The sequence below is a fragment of the Streptomyces sp. NPDC058008 genome (assembly GCF_042886395.1).
GTDB lineage: Bacteria > Actinomycetota > Actinomycetes > Streptomycetales > Streptomycetaceae > Streptomyces.
This window is the reverse complement of sequence record NZ_JBHVQX010000024.1, coordinates 86,134-101,286: the sequence shown is the minus strand read 5'-3', so window position 1 is coordinate 101,286 and position 15,153 is coordinate 86,134. Positions and strand designations below refer to the sequence as shown.

The 15,153-nt window shown below is 73.2% G+C and carries 12 protein-coding genes and 1 riboswitch; of the genes, 7 read left to right on the top strand and 5 right to left on the bottom strand.

Annotated features, from left to right (window positions below; all coding sequences use genetic code 11):
* Positions 1 to 70: 70 nt before the first annotated feature.
* The 5 genes from rlmN (at position 71) to ACFVS9_RS23845 (ending at position 5,822) form a co-directional block, all read left to right on the top strand.
* Positions 71 to 1,177, top strand: coding sequence for a 23S rRNA (adenine(2503)-C(2))-methyltransferase RlmN (rlmN, locus tag ACFVS9_RS23865; protein WP_033304082.1), 1,107 nt, complete (start codon positions 71 to 73; stop codon positions 1,175 to 1,177).
* An 88-nt stretch (positions 1,178 to 1,265) separates the two neighbouring features.
* Positions 1,266 to 1,382, top strand: a riboswitch (TPP riboswitch).
* A 72-nt stretch (positions 1,383 to 1,454) separates the two neighbouring features.
* Complete coding sequence (locus ACFVS9_RS23860) at positions 1,455 to 2,549, top strand: thiamine ABC transporter substrate binding subunit (RefSeq protein WP_389935226.1); 1,095 nt, start codon at positions 1,455 to 1,457, stop codon at positions 2,547 to 2,549.
* Positions 2,550 to 2,593: 44 nt separating this feature from the next.
* On the top strand, positions 2,594 to 4,207 hold the full coding sequence (locus ACFVS9_RS23855) for an ABC transporter permease (protein WP_389935223.1): 1,614 nt from the start codon (positions 2,594 to 2,596) through the stop codon (positions 4,205 to 4,207).
* Between the two features lie 2 nt (positions 4,208 to 4,209).
* On the top strand, positions 4,210 to 5,250 hold the full coding sequence (locus tag ACFVS9_RS23850) for an ABC transporter ATP-binding protein (protein ID WP_383115257.1): 1,041 nt from the start codon (positions 4,210 to 4,212) through the stop codon (positions 5,248 to 5,250).
* Between the two features lie 119 nt (positions 5,251 to 5,369).
* Positions 5,370 to 5,822 carry an SRPBCC domain-containing protein gene (locus ACFVS9_RS23845; protein WP_389935220.1) on the top strand — a complete coding sequence of 151 codons (453 nt, stop codon included), beginning with the start codon at positions 5,370 to 5,372 and terminating at the stop codon, positions 5,820 to 5,822.
* A gap of 300 nt (positions 5,823 to 6,122) precedes the next feature.
* Here the strand turns inward: ACFVS9_RS23845 and ACFVS9_RS23840 are convergent, their stop codons facing one another.
* From ACFVS9_RS23840 to ACFVS9_RS23825, 4 genes are all read right to left on the bottom strand, one after another.
* Positions 6,123 to 7,286, bottom strand: a complete 1,164-nt coding sequence (locus ACFVS9_RS23840) for a hypothetical protein (protein ID WP_389935218.1) — start codon at positions 7,284 to 7,286, stop codon at positions 6,123 to 6,125.
* Positions 7,268 to 8,005 (bottom strand): ABC transporter ATP-binding protein, encoded by a 738-nt coding sequence (locus ACFVS9_RS23835; RefSeq protein ID WP_383115254.1) that lies wholly within the window; start codon positions 8,003 to 8,005, stop codon positions 7,268 to 7,270. Before ACFVS9_RS23835 ends, ACFVS9_RS23840 begins: the two co-directional genes overlap by 19 nt.
* 218 nt (positions 8,006 to 8,223) lie before the next feature.
* Complete coding sequence (locus ACFVS9_RS23830) at positions 8,224 to 9,603, bottom strand: aspartate aminotransferase family protein (protein WP_389935215.1); 1,380 nt, start codon at positions 9,601 to 9,603, stop codon at positions 8,224 to 8,226.
* Positions 9,588 to 10,079, bottom strand: a complete 492-nt coding sequence (locus ACFVS9_RS23825) for an Lrp/AsnC family transcriptional regulator (RefSeq protein ID WP_383115252.1) — start codon at positions 10,077 to 10,079, stop codon at positions 9,588 to 9,590. The genes ACFVS9_RS23830 and ACFVS9_RS23825 overlap by 16 nt, the downstream gene beginning before the upstream one ends.
* Positions 10,080 to 10,257: 178 nt before the next feature.
* On the opposite strand from ACFVS9_RS23825, the gene ACFVS9_RS23820 reads away from it, so the two are divergent.
* On the top strand, positions 10,258 to 11,697 hold the full coding sequence (locus tag ACFVS9_RS23820; RefSeq protein WP_383115251.1) for a gamma-aminobutyraldehyde dehydrogenase: 1,440 nt from the start codon (positions 10,258 to 10,260) through the stop codon (positions 11,695 to 11,697).
* A gap of 197 nt (positions 11,698 to 11,894) precedes the next feature.
* On the opposite strand, the gene ACFVS9_RS23815 is transcribed toward ACFVS9_RS23820, so the two are convergent.
* Positions 11,895 to 13,901: a BTAD domain-containing putative transcriptional regulator gene (locus ACFVS9_RS23815; RefSeq protein WP_389935261.1), complete on the bottom strand. Its 2,007-nt coding sequence runs from the start codon at positions 13,899 to 13,901 to the stop codon at positions 11,895 to 11,897.
* Between the two features lie 230 nt (positions 13,902 to 14,131).
* Between ACFVS9_RS23815 and ACFVS9_RS23810 the strand changes: the two genes are divergently transcribed.
* Complete coding sequence (locus tag ACFVS9_RS23810) at positions 14,132 to 15,013, top strand: alpha/beta hydrolase (RefSeq protein WP_383115250.1); 882 nt, start codon at positions 14,132 to 14,134, stop codon at positions 15,011 to 15,013.
* Positions 15,014 to 15,153: the final 140 nt, after the last annotated feature.

Genomic DNA, 15,153 nt, shown 5'->3' with positions numbered 1-15,153 from the left:
GGCCTCCCTGTCGCGCCCGCTCCGGCGGCGGCCCGGGGCACCTCGGCGTGTCTGCGACACTGGATGAACCATGCCTAAGCCCGGAGAACTCACTTTCGTCGCGCCCCGTGGAGCCAAGCGGCCGCCGCGGCACCTCGCCGACCTCACGCCCGACGAGCGCAAGGAAGCAGTCGCCGCGACCGGCGAGAAGCCCTTCCGCGCCAAGCAGCTGTCGCAGCACTACTTCACGCGGTACGCGCACGACCCGGCGGAGTGGACCAACATCCCGGCCGCCTCGCGCGACAAGCTCGCCGAGGCGATGTTCCCCGACCTGATGTCGGTCATGCGCCACATCAGCTGTGACGACGACACCACCCGCAAGACGCTCTGGAAGCTGCACGACGGCACCCTCGTGGAGTCGGTCCTCATGCGCTACCCGGACCGGGTCACCATGTGCATCTCGTCCCAGGCGGGCTGCGGGATGAACTGCCCGTTCTGCGCCACCGGCCAGGCGGGCCTCGACCGCAACCTGTCGACAGCCGAGATCGTGCACCAGATCGTGGACGGCATGCGGGCGCTGCGCGACGGCGAGGTCCCGGGCGGCCCCGCGCGGCTGTCCAACATCGTCTTCATGGGCATGGGCGAACCGCTGGCCAACTACAAGCGCGTGGTCGGGGCGATCCGCCGGCTGACGGACCCGGAGCCGGACGGCCTGGGGCTCTCGCAGCGCGGGATCACCGTGTCCACGGTGGGTCTGGTGCCCGCCATGCTGCGCTTCGCCGACGAGGGCTTCAAGTGCCGCCTCGCGGTCTCCCTGCACGCTCCGGACGACGAGCTGCGTGACACCCTCGTGCCGGTCAACACCCGCTGGAAGGTCCGTGAGGTCCTGGACGCCGCGTGGGAGTACGCGGAGAAGTCGGGTCGCCGGATCTCCATCGAGTACGCGCTGATCCGGGACATCAACGACCAGGCCTGGCGCGGCGACCGGCTGGGCCGGCTGCTCAAGGGCAAGCGGGTGCACGTCAACCTCATCCCGCTGAACCCCACCCCGGGCTCCAAGTGGACCGCGTCGCGGCCCGAGGACGAGAAGGCGTTCGTCGAGGCCATCGCGGCCCACGGCGTGCCGGTCACCGTCCGGGACACCCGGGGCCAGGAGATCGACGGCGCCTGCGGCCAGCTGGCGGCCTCCGAGCGCTGAGGCGCTTCCCGGTGGCGGGCGCCGCCCGGTGTGATCCGGCCGGTCCGGCGTGATCCGGCCGGTGTAGCCTGGCCCGGAAATCAACTTCATATTCCGACAGGGGAGCGCCACAGCGCTGAGAGTGCGGCACCGGGAACCGGTCGTCCGCAGACCCTCTGAACCTCGCCCGGGTCATTCCGGGTAGGAAGTTCGGGCCTTACTCAAGCTGTTGCGCCCTGCCCGCTCACCGAGCGGGCGGGGCCGCGTCTCTTCCTGGTCATCTCCAGGAGGAATCACCATGAAGACCACGACGAAGTACGCGGCGGGCGCGCTCGCCGCGACGCTCGGCGTCACCGTGCTCGCCGGCTGCGGCGGCTCCGACGACAAGGCGTCCGGGGGCACGGGCGGCGGCTCGAAGACCGTCACCCTGGTCAGCCACGACTCCTTCAACGCCTCGGACGCCGTCCTGAAGGCGTTCACGAAGGAGACCGGCTACCAGGTCAAGGTGCTCAAGAGCGGAGACGCCGGAGCGGCCCTCAACCAGGAGATCCTGACGAAGGGCTCCCCCCGCGGCGACGTGTTCTTCGGCGCCGACAACACACTGCTCTCCCGCGCCCTGGACAACGGTCTGTTCACGCCGTACGAGGCGAAGGGCCTGGACCGTGTCGACGCCGACGCCCAGCTCGACGCCGGCAAGCACCGGGTCACGCCCGTCGACACCGGCGACATCTGCGTCAACTACGACAAGAAGTACTTCGCCGACAGGAAGCTCGACCCGCCGAAGACCTTCGACGACCTGCTGAAGCCCGCCTACAGGAACCTCCTCGTCACCGAGAACGCCGCGACCTCCTCGCCCGGCCTCGGCTTCCTCCTCGGTACGGTCGCCACCCAGGGCGAGACCGGCTACCAGGACTACTGGAAGAAGCTGAAGGACAACGGCGTCAAGGTCGTCGACGGCTGGGAGCAGGCGTACAACGAGGAGTTCTCCGGCTCCGCGGGCGGCAGGAAGGCCGGCGCCGACCGTCCGCTCGTCGTCTCGTACGCCTCCAGCCCGCCCGTCGAGGTGCTCTACGCCGATCCGCAGCCCGCCGAGGCCCCGACCGGTGTCGCCACCGGCACCTGCTTCCGGCAGACCGAGTTCGCCGGGCTGCTGGACGGCGCGAAGAACGAGGCGGGCGGCAAGGCGCTGCTGGACTTCCTGATCAGCAAGCGTTTCCAGGAGGACATGCCGCTGAACATGTTCGTGAACCCGGTGGTCGAGGACGCGGAACTGCCGGAGCTGTTCACGAAGTTCGGTGCCACCGTCGGCACGCCGGCGACCGTGGCCCCGGAGAAGATCGCCGAGAACCGTGAGCAGTGGGTCCAGTCGTGGTCGTCGCTCGTCGTGAAGTAGCCGCGCGGCCCCCGCGCGGGGGGAACGCGGTGCGGCTCGGTCTCATGGCGGTGCCCGTCGCGTTCTTCGCGCTGTTCTTCGCCTACCCGGTCGTCGCGATCGTCGGCCGCGGGCTGAAGGCGGACGGCGTCTGGCAGTTCGGCCGGATCGGCACGGTGCTGAGCCGGCCGGACATCCTGGACGTCCTGCGGTTCACCACCTGGCGGGCCGTCGCCTCGACCGTGCTCACCCTGCTGATCGCGCTGCCCGGTGCCTACGTCTTCGCCCGCTTCGACTTCCCCGGCAAGCAGGTGCTGCGGGCCGTGGTGACCGTGCCGTTCGTCCTGCCGACCGTCGTGGTGGGCACCGCGTTCCTGGCGCTGCTGGGACGCGGCGGTCTCCTCGACAACCTCTGGGGCGTACGGCTCGACACCTCGGTGTGGGCGATCCTGATCGCCCACGTGTTCTTCAACTACGCCGTCGTCATCCGGACGGTCGGCGGGCTCTGGTCCCAGCTCGACCCCCGCCAGGAGGAGGCCGCCCGGGTGCTCGGCGCCGGCCGCCTCGCCGCCTGGCGGCGGGTCACGCTGCCCGCCCTGGCCCCCGCCGTCGCCGCGGCGGCGCTGATGGTCTTCCTGTTCACCTTCACCTCCTTCGGCGTCGTCCAGATCCTCGGCGGCCCGGCGTACTCCACGCTGGAGGTGGAGATCTACCGGCAGACCGCGCAGCTCCTCGACCTGCCGACGGCCGCCGTGCTGACCCTGGTCCAGTTCGCGGCGGTGGCCGGGATCCTCGCCGTGCACGCGTGGACCGTACGGCGCCGGGAGACGGCCCTGAAGCTCGTCGACCCGGCGCTGACCGCGCGGCCGCCCCGGGGGGCCGGGCAGTGGGCGCTGCTCGGCGGCGTGCTGCTGACCGTGCTGCTGCTCGTCCTGCTGCCGCTCGGCGTCCTGGTCGAACGCTCCCTGGACACCTCGGCGGGCTACGGCCTCGGCTTCTACCGTGCGCTGCGGTCCGTCGACGCCAACGGCTCCACCTTCCTGGTGCCACCGCTCGACGCCATCGGGAACTCCCTGCGCTACGCACTGGTCGCGACCCTCGTCGCCCTCCTGGTCGGGGGCCTCGCCGCCGCCGCGCTGACCCGGCGGGCCGGCCGGCTGGTGCGGGGCTTCGACGCCCTGCTGATGCTGCCGCTCGGCGTCTCGGCGGTCACCGTCGGCTTCGGCTTCCTCATCACGCTCGACAAGCCGCCGCTCGACCTGCGTACGTCCTGGATCCTCGTACCGCTGGCGCAGGCGCTGGTGGGTGTCCCCTTCGTCGTGCGGACCATGCTGCCCGTCCTGCGGGCGGTCGACGAACGGCTGCGGGAGGCGGCGGCCGTGCTCGGCGCCTCCCCGCTGCGGGCCTGGCGCGAGGTGGACCTCCCGCTGGTGCGGCGGGCGGTGCTGGTGGCCGCGGGGTTCGCCTTCGCCGTCTCGCTCGGTGAGTTCGGGGCGACCGTGTTCATCGCGCGCCCCGACAACCCCACCCTGCCGGTCGCCGTCGCCCGGCTCCTGGGGCGCTCCGGGGAGCTCAACTACGGCCAGGCGATGGCCCTCAGCACGATCCTGATGCTCGTCTGCGCGGTGTCGCTGCTGCTGCTCGAACGTATCCGCACCGACCGATCCGGGGAGTTCTAGAGATGCTGGCAGTGGAGTCGGCCACGGTCCGGTTCGGGAAACGGACCGCGCTGGACGCGGTGGACCTGGAGGTCGCCGACCACGAGACGGTCTGTGTGCTGGGCCCGAGCGGCAGCGGCAAGTCGACGCTGCTGCGCGCGGTCGCCGGGCTACAGCCTCTGGACGGCGGACGGGTGTTCCTCGACGGGGCCGACCAGGCGTCGCTGCCCGTGCACCGGCGCGGGCTCGGCCTGATGTTCCAGGACCACCAGCTGTTCCCGCACCGGGACGTCGGCGCCAACGTCGCCTTCGGGCTGCGGATGCACGGGGTCCCGCGCGCCGAGCGGGACCGCAGGACGGGCGAACTCCTCGACCTGGTCGGCCTGCCCGGGGCGGAGCGGCGGGCCGTCGCCGCCCTGTCCGGGGGCGAGCAGCAGCGGGTGGCACTCGCCCGGGCCCTGGCGCCCCGTCCGAAGCTGCTGATGCTGGACGAACCGCTGGGCCAGCTGGACCGCAGCCTGCGCGAACGGCTCGTCGTCGAGCTGCGTACGCTCTTCGGCCGCCTGGGCACCACGGTCCTCGCCGTCACCCACGACCAGGGCGAGGCCTTCGCGCTCGCCGACCGGGTGGTGGTCATGCGGGACGGGCGGATCGCCCAGGCAGGCACCCCGCTGGAGGTCTGGCAGCGGCCCGCGTCGGCCTTCGTCGCCCGCTTCCTCGGCTTCGACAACCTGGTGGACGCCACGGTCACCGGCACGGTCGCCGACACGGTCTGGGGAAAGGTGGCCGTGCCCGAGGGCTCGCCGCAGGGCGGGTGCGAGGTGCTCGTACGGCCGGGCGGAGTGCGGATCGGCGGCGCGAAGGACGGCCTGCGCTGCACGGTGGGCGCACGCACCTTCCGCGGCCACCACGTCACCGTCACGCTGCGACCCGAGGACGGGCCGCCGCTGGAGGCGGAGTGCGGTCTGCGGGACACGCCGGAGGAGGGAGCCGTGGTGGGCGTGGCGTTCGACCCGGCGGAGACGGTGGTGCTGCCCGCGCCCCGCGCGGGAGCCGCGTCCTGACCGCACCCCGGCACGGCGGGCCCGAGGGGGCGGGGAGGGGAACGTCCGTACGACCGGCTGGCGGCGCTCCCCGGGGCGTGCTCCCCTGGAACCCGGTACGTCCGGAAGGGGCAGGAACCATGACACGCTCTTCACGCGAGGGCATCGACATCACCCGTGTCGTCGAGGCGCCGCGGGAGCGGGTGTTCGAGGCCTGGACGGTCCCCGAGGACTTCGCCGCCTGGTACGGGGGAGATGCCGACGTACCGCTCGACCGGGTCTCGATGGACGTCGCCCCGGGCGGCGAGTGGAGCCTGGTCATCGTGGTGCCCGGCGCGGACATGCCCTTCCACGGCGTCTACCGGGAGGTGTCGGCCCCCGAACGGCTCGTCTTCACGCTGAAGGACGCGACCGCCCCCGAGGACACCGAGGGGGAGACCGTCTCCGTGACGCTGACCGAGATGAGCCGGAAGTCCACCGAGATGGTCTTCCAGCAGCGCGGCGGCAACCTGACGCCCGAGCAGTACGCCGCCGCCGAGGACGGCTGGGACGCGTTCTTCGACGCCCTCGACGCGCGGCTCGCCGCCCGCTGAGCCCACCCGCAGGAGTCGCCCGTCGGCCCGGCGGCCACCGTGTCCACGAACGCCACGCGGGCGAGCGCGGTCGGCCGCCTCTTCCGCGTCCCCGGCCCCCGAGAGGGCCGGCGTGCCGGACGGCGGTGCCCGGGCGGGGAGTCCGCGGGCCTTCGGCGGCATCGTGCCGGAGTGCGCGGTCGACGCGGGCCGAGGCCGTCGAGGGTTCCGGCCGGAAGCGGTGGGCGTCCGGATCCCGGTGCCGGGTGCGTACGCGCTCCCGGCCGGATCCTCCACGCGGCCGCCCCGCGCCGGAGGCTGTCACTCCGTCAGCGGCAGTGCCGCCAGCTCCGCGATCGCCCAGGTCAGCGGGGCGAAGACGGCCAGCAGCACCAGGGCCCGCAGGACGGCGGCGGTGCGGAGCGCGGAGGCCGGGGCACCCAGCCGCAGCAGGGTCCCGGCCGTGCGGGCGCGGGCCTGCTTGGCCTCCAGCGCGGTGGTCAGCAGGGTCGCCGTGGTGCAGCCGAGGACGAGTACGGCGCCGAGCGCGGTGAGCGGGCCGAAGGGGCGGGGCCCGTCGGTCCAGAGCGTGGAGGCCGCGATCACCCCGGACAGCACGGCGCACACGATGCCCAGCGGACGGCCGATCCGGGACGCCTCGTCCATGAGGACCCGGCCCGCGAGCAGCCGTACGGCCCCCGGGCGCACCGCCTGGAGCAGCCGGCCGCACAGGTGGGTGAGACCGGGGCCGGCCATGGCCAGCCCGACCGCGGTGAGGGTCCAGCCCGCGAGTACCGCGGCCGGGGTGGAGTCCAGCCGGCCGGGCAGCGGGAAGGGGCTGCCCGACGAGCCGCGGCTCGCGTACGCCTCGACCGCGAGTCCGGCCGCGGTCAGCGCGACCCCCCACGGCAGCCCCTTCGGCGTCGGGGCGGGCGCGAGGTCCTCCTCGGCCGCCTGGGCCTCGGACGGCGCCACCGGCCGGGAACGCAGCGCGAGCCCGCCGGCCACGGAGGCGGCCAGCGGCACCAGGGCCAGCAGCGTGAGGACGGCGGCGAGGGGCAGCGGGGTGCCCGCGCCCAGGAACTCGGCCGCACCGCCGTCGAAGGGCAGCCCGGTCAGATCGCCGCGCAGGTGGAGGAAGAAGAGCAGCGCCACCACCGACCCCAGGGTGGTGGACACCGCCGTCGAGATCGCCGCCAGCACGGCCAGCCGGGCCGGTCCGAGCCCCGAGGCGAAGAGGCCGGGCCGCGGGCGGGTGCTCGGGTCCGTGCGCGCCACCGCCACCGCGAACTGCACGGTCGCGGCGAGCGGCACGGCGCACCACAGGAGCCGCAGCACGGAGCTCGACGCGTGCGCCGGGTGCCCGGAGGCGTACCCCAGGGTGCACAGGAGGAGGAAGCCCACTCCGGCCGACGCGGTGGCGAGGAGCAGGCGCCGCATCAGGACCAGGGGGTGCGAGCCGCGGGTCAGACGGAGAGCGAGCACGCCGAGCGGCCTTCCGTATCGGACGCGGCGGGCAGGGAGACGGTGGTGACGCGGCGGCCGTCCAGCATGCCGACCACGCGGTCGGCGAGCGCCGCGACCTGTGCGTCGTGGGTGGCGAGGACGACGGTGATCCCGTGGGAGCGGGCCGCCGTGGTGAGGGTGCGGAGAAGCTGTGTGCGCTCGGCGTGGTGCAGCGTCGCGGTCGGCTCGTCCGCGAAGATCACGGAGGGGGAACCGGCCAGCGCGCGGGCGACGGAGATCCGCTGGCGCTGCGACTGGACCAGCGTGTGCGGGCGCCGCCTGGCGAGCGGGCCGATGTCCAGGCGTTCCAGCCACTCGATGGCGGCCTTCTTCGCCGCGCGGTGCGGGACGCCCCGCAGCAGGAGCGGCAGAGCGGCGTTCTCCCAGGTGCTGAGCTCGGGTACGAGCTGCGGCTCGGCCGCGATCCAGCCGAATCTGTCCCGGCGCAGCTGCTCGCGCAGCCGGGGGCCCATGGTGTGCACGGGGACGCTGTTGAACCACACCTCACCCTGCTGGGGCACCAGCTGGCCGGAGAGGCAGTGCAGCAGCGTGGTCTTCCCGCACCCGCGCGGTCCGGTCACGGCGAGGACCTCACCGTCGCGGACGCCGAGGGAGACACCGCCGAGCCCCGGAGATCCGTTGTGGGAGTGATGCAGCGAACGTGCCCAGATCACTTCGTTGTCGGGCGGGGCCACCATGGCGTACACCTCGGTTCGGATCAGATTTCCCATTCCCCCGTACGGGGGAACGATGGCAAGGCCGATCGGTCACTCGGCACGCTAGGCAGCCGGACCGGGGTGTCGGGACAGCACACGGCCCGGATGCGCCCCTTCTCACTCGAACGGGTGCATCCGGGCCGCGTAGACCGTATGAAATGACTTCCGGACCGGTGTTCTCACCGGAGGCCGGGGGCCGGTCAGAGCTTCTTCCACGCCTCCGTCAGGACGGTCCGCAGGATGCCCTCGATCTCGTCGAAGGTCGACTGGTCGGAGATCAGCGGCGGTGCCAGCTGGACGACCGGGTCGCCCCGGTCGTCCGCCCGGCAGTAGAGGCCGTTGTCGTACAGCGCCTTGGAGAGGAAGCCGTACAGGACGCGCTCGGTCTCCTCGTCGGTGAACGTCTCCTTGGTGGCCTTGTCCTTGACGAGTTCGATGCCGTAGAAGAAGCCGTTGCCCCGGACGTCGCCGACGATCGGCAGGTCGTGCAGCTTGCGCAGGGTCGTCAGGAACGCGTTCTCGTTGTCCAGGACGTGCTGGTTGAGGCCCTCGCGCTCGAAGATGTCGAGGTTGGCGAGACCGACCGCGGCGGAGACCGGGTGGCCGCCGAAGGTGTAGCCGTGCAGGAAGGTGTTGTCGCCCCGGTAGAACGGTTCGGCCAGGCGGTCGGAGACGATGCAGGCGCCGATGGGGGAGTAGCCCGAGGTCATGCCCTTGGCGCAGGTGATCATGTCCGGTACGTAGTCGAACTTGTCGCAGGCGAACATCGTGCCCAGGCGTCCGAAGGCGCAGATGACCTCGTCGGAGACGAGCAGCACGTCGTACCGGTCGCAGATCTCCCGCACCCGCTGGAAGTAGCCGGGCGGCGGCGGGAAGCAGCCGCCGGCGTTCTGCACGGGCTCCAGGAAGACCGCGGCGACGGTCTCGGGGCCCTCGAAGAGGATCTGCTGCTCGATCTGGTCCGCGGCCCACCGGCCGAAGGCCTCCGGGTCGTCGCCGAAGAGCGGGGCGCGGTAGATGTTGGTGTTGGGCACCTTGTGCGCACCGGGGACCAGCGGCTCGAAGGGCGCCTTGAGGGCGGGCAGACCGGTGATGGACAGGGCGCCCTGGGGGGTGCCGTGGTAGGCCACGGCGCGCGAGATGACCTTGTACTTCGTCGGCCTGCCGGTGAGCTTGAAGTACTGCTTGGCCAGCTTCCAGGCCGTCTCCACGGCCTCGCCGCCGCCCGTGGTGAAGAAGACCTTGTTGAGGTCGCCCGGGGCGTGGTGGGCGAGCCGCTCGGCCAGCTCGACGGCGTTGGGGTGGGCGTAGGACCACACCGGGAAGAAGGCCAGCTCCTGGGCCTGCTTGTACGCCGTCTCCGCCAGCTCCCGACGGCCGTGTCCCGCGTTGACCACGAACAGGCCGGAGAGGCCGTCGAGGTAGCGCTTGCCCTTGTCGTCGTAGATGTAGGTGCCCTCGCCGCGCACGATGGTCGGAACGGGCGCGTTCTCGTAGTCCGACATGCGGGTGAAGTGCATCCACAGGTGGTCGTACGCGGTGCGGCTGAGGTCCTTGCTCACGGCTATCGGGTTCCCCACATGTAGGTCTGCTTCTTGAGCTTGAGGTAGACGAAGCTCTCGGTGGAGCGCACTCCGGGGATGGACCGGATGCGTTTGTTGATCGTCTCCAGGAGGTGGTCGTCGTCCTCGCAGACGATCTCCACCATGAGGTCGAAGGAGCCCGCGGTCATCACCACGTACTCGCACTCGTCCATGGCCGACAGGGCCTCGGCCACGGGGTCGAGGTCGCCGTCGACGTTGATGCCGACCATCGCCTGGCGCCGCAGGCCCACGGTGAGCGGGTCCGTGACGGCGACGATCTGCATCACGCCCTGGTCGAGCAGCTTCTGCACGCGCTGGCGTACGGCGGCCTCGGAGAGGCCCACGGCCTTGCCGATCGCGGCGTACGGCCGGCGGCCGTCCTCCTGGAGCTGCTCGATGATCGCGAGGGAGACGGCGTCGACCGAGGGTGACGATCCGTTCCCGTTCCTGGAGTCTGCGTTCCGGCTGGCCACGTACCCACTCTGCACTGCTACTCGTCTGTCTGGCAAGCCCGAATCAATGAAATTCGTTGTCTGGGTGCGCCAATCACACTGAATCCGAAGTTCACGGCGGTTGGGTATGTCGAAAGCGTCACCGAACGGTTTAGGGTGGACGTCTCACCCATCGGACAGCCGAACAGGAGGGGTGGTTGTGACCACCGAGGTGCGCCGCCTGCGCAACTACATCGACGGAGAGTTCAGGGACGCCGCGGACGGGCGGACCATCGACGTGGTCAACCCGGTGACGGAAGAGGTCTACGCGACCTCCCCGCTCTCGGGACAGGCCGACGTCGATGCCGCCATGGCCGCCGCCGCGGCGGCGTTCCCCGCCTGGCGCGACGTCACGCCCGCCGAGCGCCAGAAGGCACTGCTGAAGATCGCGGACGCCTTCGAGGAGCGCGCGGAGGACCTCATCGCGGCCGAGTCGGAGAACACCGGCAAGCCGCTGGAGCTCACCCGTACCGAAGAGATCCCGCCGATGGTGGACCAGATCCGCTTCTTCGCGGGTGCCGCCCGGCTGCTCGAAGGCCGCTCGGCCGGCGAGTACATGGAGGGGCTCACGTCGATCGTGCGCCGCGAGCCCGTGGGCGTGTGCGCCCAGGTCGCGCCGTGGAACTACCCCATGATGATGGCCGTGTGGAAGTTCGCCCCGGCCCTCGCCGCGGGCAACACCGTCGTCATCAAGCCGTCCGACACCACCCCGGCGTCGACCGTGCTCATCGCCGGGATCATCGGGGAGATCCTGCCCGCCGGTGTCTTCAACGTCATCTGCGGCGACCGTGACACCGGCCGCGCGATGGTCGAGCACCCGACCCCGGCGATGGCCTCCATCACCGGTTCGGTCCGAGCCGGCACGCAGGTCGCCGCGTCCGCCGCGAAGGACGTCAAGCGGGTCCACCTGGAGCTCGGCGGCAAGGCCCCCGTCGTCGTGTTCGAGGACACCGACATCGCCAAGGCCGTCGAGGGCATCTCCGTCGCGGGGTACTTCAACGCCGGCCAGGACTGTACGGCCGCGACCCGCGTCCTGGTCCACGAGTCCATCCACGACGAGTTCGTCACCGCGCTCGCCAAGGCGGCGGCCGACACGAAGACCGGTCTGCCGGACGACGAGGACGTGCTGTACGGACCGCTCAACAACGCCGGCCAGCTGGCCCAGGTCAGCGGCTTCATCGAGCGCCTGCCCGCGCACGCCAGGATCGACGCGGGCGGCCACCGGGTCGGTGAGAAGGGCTACTTCTACGCCCCGACCGTCGTCTCCGGGCTCCGTCAGGACGACGAGATCGTCCAGCACGAGGTCTTCGGGCCCGTCATCACGGTCCAGTCCTTCACGGACGAGGCCCAGGCCGTGGAGTACGCCAACGGCGTCGAGTACGCCCTGGCCTCCTCGGTGTGGACCAAGGACCACTCCCGCGCGATGCGGATGTCCAAGAAGCTCGACTTCGGCTGTGTGTGGATCAACACCCACATCCCGCTCGTCGCCGAGATGCCGCACGGCGGGTTCAAGAAGTCCGGCTACGGCAAGGACCTCTCCGCGTACGGCTTCGAGGACTACACCCGGATCAAGCACGTCATGACGTCGCTCGAGGACTGACCCCGACGGCTGCACCGCGTCCGGCCCCGGGCCCTGCCCGGGGCCGTTCGCGCGTCCGGGGGCAGGCCCGTCCGGGTGCGGGCCTGTCCTGCCGGTGCCCACGCGGGAGTCCGGCCGGTCGCGGGCCCGTCCTCCGGCGTTCCGCGTGGCTTCCCGGGGCCTGACCGCCCCGCCGGAGCCCTTGTGCCGCGAACCGCCTACGGGCCGCCGAGCGCCCTCCCGGCGGCCCGTACGTGACGCGCGACCGGGCCGAAGGAGACGAGGCCGCCGCCCGCGCCCGCCGACTCGCCCACGGCGGCGGCGAGTTCGTCGCGGGCCCGGCGCAGGACCGGTTCGTGTCCCACCGCCGCCGCTGCCCGGGCGAGCACACACCACAGCGCCTCCTGGAGGAGGTCGTGCGGAGGGCGGGGAGCGGCCGCGAGCGCCTGCCGCGCCCCCTCCGCGTCGCCGGAAGCGGCCAGCAGCAAGGGATCGAGCCACGGCCGGTAGGGGCCGGCGTCGAGGCGGGCGAGGCCGGGGCCGGGCAGGCCGTCGCCCCGCATGACCGGGACCAGCGCGACGAGGGCGGCCGCTCCCCGGGAGAGGCCGGGCATGCCGGAGCCCGCGGCCGTCGCGAGGAGCGCGTCGTACCGGGGGCGGGCCGCCGCCCAGCCGTCGGTCTCGCAGGTGCGCAGGGCCCGGTACCAGGACGTGAACACCCCCGCGAGCGGACGTTCGTCGCGCGTCGCCAGCCGGTCGACCTCCTCGGCCTCGGCGTCGGCCGCCGCGAGGTCGCCGAGCCCGGCGCACGCCTGGAGGCGGATCAGACGCCCCAGGACCTCGTGACCGGGCAGCTGGTGGCCGACGGCCAGCCGGGTCAGTTCGGCGCCGAGCACCTCACGGCGGGCGGCCGATCCGCACGTGGCGAACGACTGCATGAAGGCGCCGTTGAGGGCGAACGCGAGCAGCGCCGGGTCCGCGAGGCGCCGGGCCAGGCGGACGGCCTCGTCGGCGGCACGTTCCGCGCGCAGCCGCCACGGTTCGGCGGCGGGGGAGTCCGCCGCCCGGGGGAGCGGCGCGTCGGCGGCGGCGTCGCCGCGCGACTCGACCGCGACGACCGACAGCAGCCGGGCCCGGAGCGCGGGCGGCCCGCCGGGGCCCAGCCGGGCGGCGGCACGGGCGGCGGCGCGGGACAGTTCACCGGCGCCCGCAGGATCGTCGGCGCGGGTCCACACCGCCGGCACGTCGTAGGAGCCGATGATCCTGGCCGCCAGCTCGGTGTCGCCCGTCGCCTCGGCGGCCGCGACCAGGTCCCGGCGGTGTTCGCGCGCCTCCCCGAGGCCCTCGGCGCCGGTCACCGCGAGATCCCGCAGCAGGCCCGCCGTGGCGTGCAGCCGGGCCCGGGACCGTGCGGGCACCGAGCGTTCCCACGCCGCCGCCGCCCGGTCCCAGACCCCGCCCGCCATTCCGCCGGGTTCGGCCGCCGAACCGCCGGTGCCGCTCAGGATGCGCGCCTCGACCCGGGCGAGTGCGGGCCCCGGGCCGTGGCCGCCCGGCCCCTCGGCGAGAGCGGCGCGCGCCCGGCGCAGGCTCTCCAGCGCCTCGCCGCGCCGGCCCGACCGGTCCAGCGCCGTCGCCAGCAGCACCCAGCCGTCCTCCCGCCCCGGGTGCGCGGAGACATGGGCCCGCAGGTCGGCGACGGCGTCGCGGGAGGCGCCGGTCGCCAGCAGGGAGTCGGCCCGCCGCTCGACCGCGTCGAGGCGCAGGGCCTCCAGCCGTGCCTGTTCGGCACCGGCCCACGCGGCGGTGGGGAAGTCCGCCAGCACGGGCCCCCGCCACCGCGCGAGCGCCTCGTCCCACAGGGCGACGGCCGCGTGCGGTGACGCCCCGGCGGCCCGCGCCGCGATGTCCTCGAACCGCCAGGCGTCCACCGCCTCCCGTCCGGCGCGCAGGACGTAGCCGGGGCCGTCGGTGACCAGCAGACGGGACGGCTGCCTCGGCGGGCGCCCCGGTTCCAGGGCGCGGCGCAGCGCCGACACGAAGGTGCGCACCGCACCGACGGCGCCGGCCGGGGGCTCGTCGCCCCACAGATCCGCCACGAGCCGGCCTACCGGCACCACGCGGTTACGGGCGATCAGCAGACGGCCGAGCACCTCCCGGTGGCGGGGCGCGCCGAGGGGGAGCGGCGTGCCGTCGGGGTCCCAGGCGGCCACCGGCCCCAGCAGTCCGAACTCCACGCCGACGACACGGTCCGCCCGGCCCGAGGGGCTGCGCGCCCCCCACTCCCCGAACTCCACGCCCACGGCACGGTCCCTTCGCGGGCGGCGCCGTCCCCCGGGGTGCCGCGTGCTCACTCATCGATCGCTGATCCGGGGCCCCCAACCTGGGTGACGTCCCCGGACGACGGGCCGCCCGGCCCGGAACGCCCACTCTGCCACGTACCACAGGAGTCCCCGTGACACACCCGGCCATCCCCGGCTTCACCGAGCACCGCGTGCGCGTCGACGACGACGTGACGCTGAACGCCGCCGTCGGCGGCACCGGCAGCCCCGTCGTCCTGCTCCACGGTTTTCCCGAGACCCACCTGATGTGGCGGCACGTCGCCGCGGACCTCGCCGCCGACCACACCGTCATCTGCCCCGACCTGCGCGGCTACGGAGCCAGCGACAAGCCCGCCGCGACCGGACCCGACGTCTACTCCAAGCGGACCATGGCCCGTGACGTCGTCCGCCTCGCCGCCGGACTGGGGCACGACCGCTTCACCCTGGCCGGTCACGACCGGGGTGCCCTGGTCGCCTTCCGCGCCGCCATGGACCACCCCGACGCGGTGTCCCGGGCGCTCTTCCTCGACGTCCTGCCGACCCTCGACATGTGGGACGCGCTCAGCGGGGTCTCCGGCGCGGTCGGCTTCCACCTCTACCTGATGGCGCAGCCGCCCGGCCTGCCGGAGGAGATGATCCAGGCGTCCGCCGACACCTTCTTCGCCCACTTCCTCGACGCGTGGACGAACACCCCGGACGCGATCCCGCCGGACGTCCGCCGCCACTACCTCGACGCCTCGGCGGCTGCCGTGCCCTCCATCGTCGCCGACTACCGGGCCTCCGCCGGGGTGGACGTCGGCCACGACGCGGCCGACCGCGAGGCGGGCCGGCGTCTGGCCATGCCCGTCACCGTCCTCCAGCAGGACTGGGGCGCCGCGCTCGGCTACCACGCGCAGGGGCTGTGGAGCGCCTGGTCCGGGGACCTGCGCCACCGCACAGTCTCCTGCGGCCACTTCATGGCCGAGGAGGACCCGAAGCTGGTCACCGACGAGATCCGGGCCCTCGCCGGACGCTGACGGCCCCGCCGCTCCGTCCCGCCCCCGGACGGGAGGAGGCGCTCACGCCTCCGCGCCCGGTGCGGGCGCGTAACCGAACGGGGGGGGCGCCGGTTCCGCCCCGGCGGCAGCGGGACCGGGTGCTGACGCGTACGCCGCCG

Bases quoted from the DNA above. Each gene is read 5' to 3' on its own strand.
- ACFVS9_RS23835 (WP_383115254.1), bottom strand. From the start codon at position 8,005: ATGGTGGCCCCGCCCGACAACGAAGTGATCTGGGCACGTTCGCTGCAT.
- ACFVS9_RS23845 (WP_389935220.1), top strand. From the start codon at position 5,370: ATGACACGCTCTTCACGCGAGGGCATCGACATCACCCGTGTCGTCGAG.
- ACFVS9_RS23860 (WP_389935226.1), top strand. From the start codon at position 1,455: ATGAAGACCACGACGAAGTACGCGGCGGGCGCGCTCGCCGCGACGCTC.
- ACFVS9_RS23850 (WP_383115257.1), top strand. From the start codon at position 4,210: ATGCTGGCAGTGGAGTCGGCCACGGTCCGGTTCGGGAAACGGACCGCG.
- ACFVS9_RS23855 (WP_389935223.1), top strand. From the start codon at position 2,594: ATGGCGGTGCCCGTCGCGTTCTTCGCGCTGTTCTTCGCCTACCCGGTC.
- rlmN (WP_033304082.1), top strand. From the start codon at position 71: ATGCCTAAGCCCGGAGAACTCACTTTCGTCGCGCCCCGTGGAGCCAAG.